This window comes from Streptomyces sp. S3(2020) (genome assembly GCF_013044505.1).
Lineage (GTDB): Bacteria > Actinomycetota > Actinomycetes > Streptomycetales > Streptomycetaceae > Streptomyces.
In genome coordinates this window covers 1-1,001 of record NZ_JABERD010000534.1, presented here as the reverse complement: position 1 = coordinate 1,001, position 1,001 = coordinate 1, and the positions used below count along the sequence as shown (strand labels likewise).

Annotated in this window: 1 protein-coding gene; it reads left to right on the top strand. The window is 66.1% G+C overall.

The genetic code is table 11. From position 1 onward, the window contains the following. A partial coding sequence (locus tag HLK59_RS50175; RefSeq protein WP_171148353.1) for an amino acid adenylation domain-containing protein occupies positions 1 to 1,001 on the top strand: 1,001 nt, incomplete at both ends.

The window sequence follows — 1,001 nt, the reverse complement described above, 5'->3', positions numbered from 1 at the left end:
GAACGCATCAAGCACATTCTCGACGACGCCGCACCTGTGCTGGTCATCACCGATCACCACACCACAGGGATACATGAACACGTACTGGGTGAACATCCCGCACCGGTACTGCGGATCGACGATCACGAAGTGCAGCGGCGGCTGGCCACCGGTCAGGAGACCGCCCCTGTTCTGTCCCGGCCGCTGGACGGCCTCGACGCCGCCGTGGTGATCTTCACGTCAGGCACGACGGGCAACCCGAAGGGCGTCGCCCTCACGCACCGCGCACTCGCCAACCGCCTCGCATGGGGTCAGCAAGTACTGGACTACCGGCCAGAGGATGTGGCGCTGTCGAAGAGCGGTGTCGGCTTTGTCGATGCGGTGACCGAGCTGTTCGGCCCGTTGACCTCTGGTGCCCGCATCGTGGTCGTTCCCACGGAAACCGCGCAGGATCCAGCCGGCCTGCTCCACACGATCACCCGGCACCGCGTCACGCATCTGCTGACGGTGCCCAGCCTGGCCGACGTCCTGGTCCGCCATGACAGCGCACCCGCCGCGCTGGCCACGGTCCGGTCGTGGGTCTCCTCCGGCGAAGCACTCACCCGGACCACCGCGGACACCATGCGAACAGCCGCACCACAAGCAGTACTGCACAACTTCTACGGTTCGACCGAAGTCACCGGCGACGGCACAACAGCCGTCATCGCTGCCGACACTCACAACATCCCGATCGGTACACCGGTCGCCAACACGACGGCGCACATTCTTGACGCCTGGCTGCGCCCGGTCCCGGCCGGTGTCGCAGGAGAGCTCTACCTGGGCGGAGTACAACTCGCCGACGGATACGTCGCACGCCCAGGCCTGACCGCCGACCGATTCGTGGCCGATCCCTTCAACAACCAGGGCGCACGCCTGTATCGCACCGGCGACGTCGTACGGTGGAACCCCCAGGGGCAGTTGGAATACCTCGGCCGCAGCGACGACCAGGTGAAGATACGCGGATACCGCATCGAACCCGGCGA